A 222-nucleotide genomic window follows, 5' to 3' on the forward strand; every position below is an offset into this window, starting at 1 on the left:
TTTACAGTGGACCCTTCTCCAACGTGGTTTACTGTTAGCCCAGGGGCAGTAACATTTGCGAATTTGACAGAGGGTTATAATGTTAGTCAACGAGATGCCATTCAACAAGATATCATATTGACAAAAGTAGGAGTAGGAGCTCTGACAAACTTACAAGCGAGTTTAAGCGGTGGGGCTAATACAAAATTTCTTCTAGGGACAGTGTCGCCAGGAGCATTAGGG

Annotated in this window: 1 protein-coding gene; it reads left to right on the forward strand. The window is 43.7% G+C overall.

Translation table 11 applies throughout. The features are described 5' to 3' along the window. A partial coding sequence (locus C9J34_RS21920) for a hypothetical protein (protein WP_193768954.1) occupies positions 1-222 on the forward strand: 222 nt, incomplete at both ends.

It is taken from the genome of Metasolibacillus meyeri (genome assembly GCF_003049505.1).
GTDB lineage: Bacteria > Bacillota > Bacilli > Bacillales_A > Planococcaceae > Metasolibacillus > Metasolibacillus meyeri.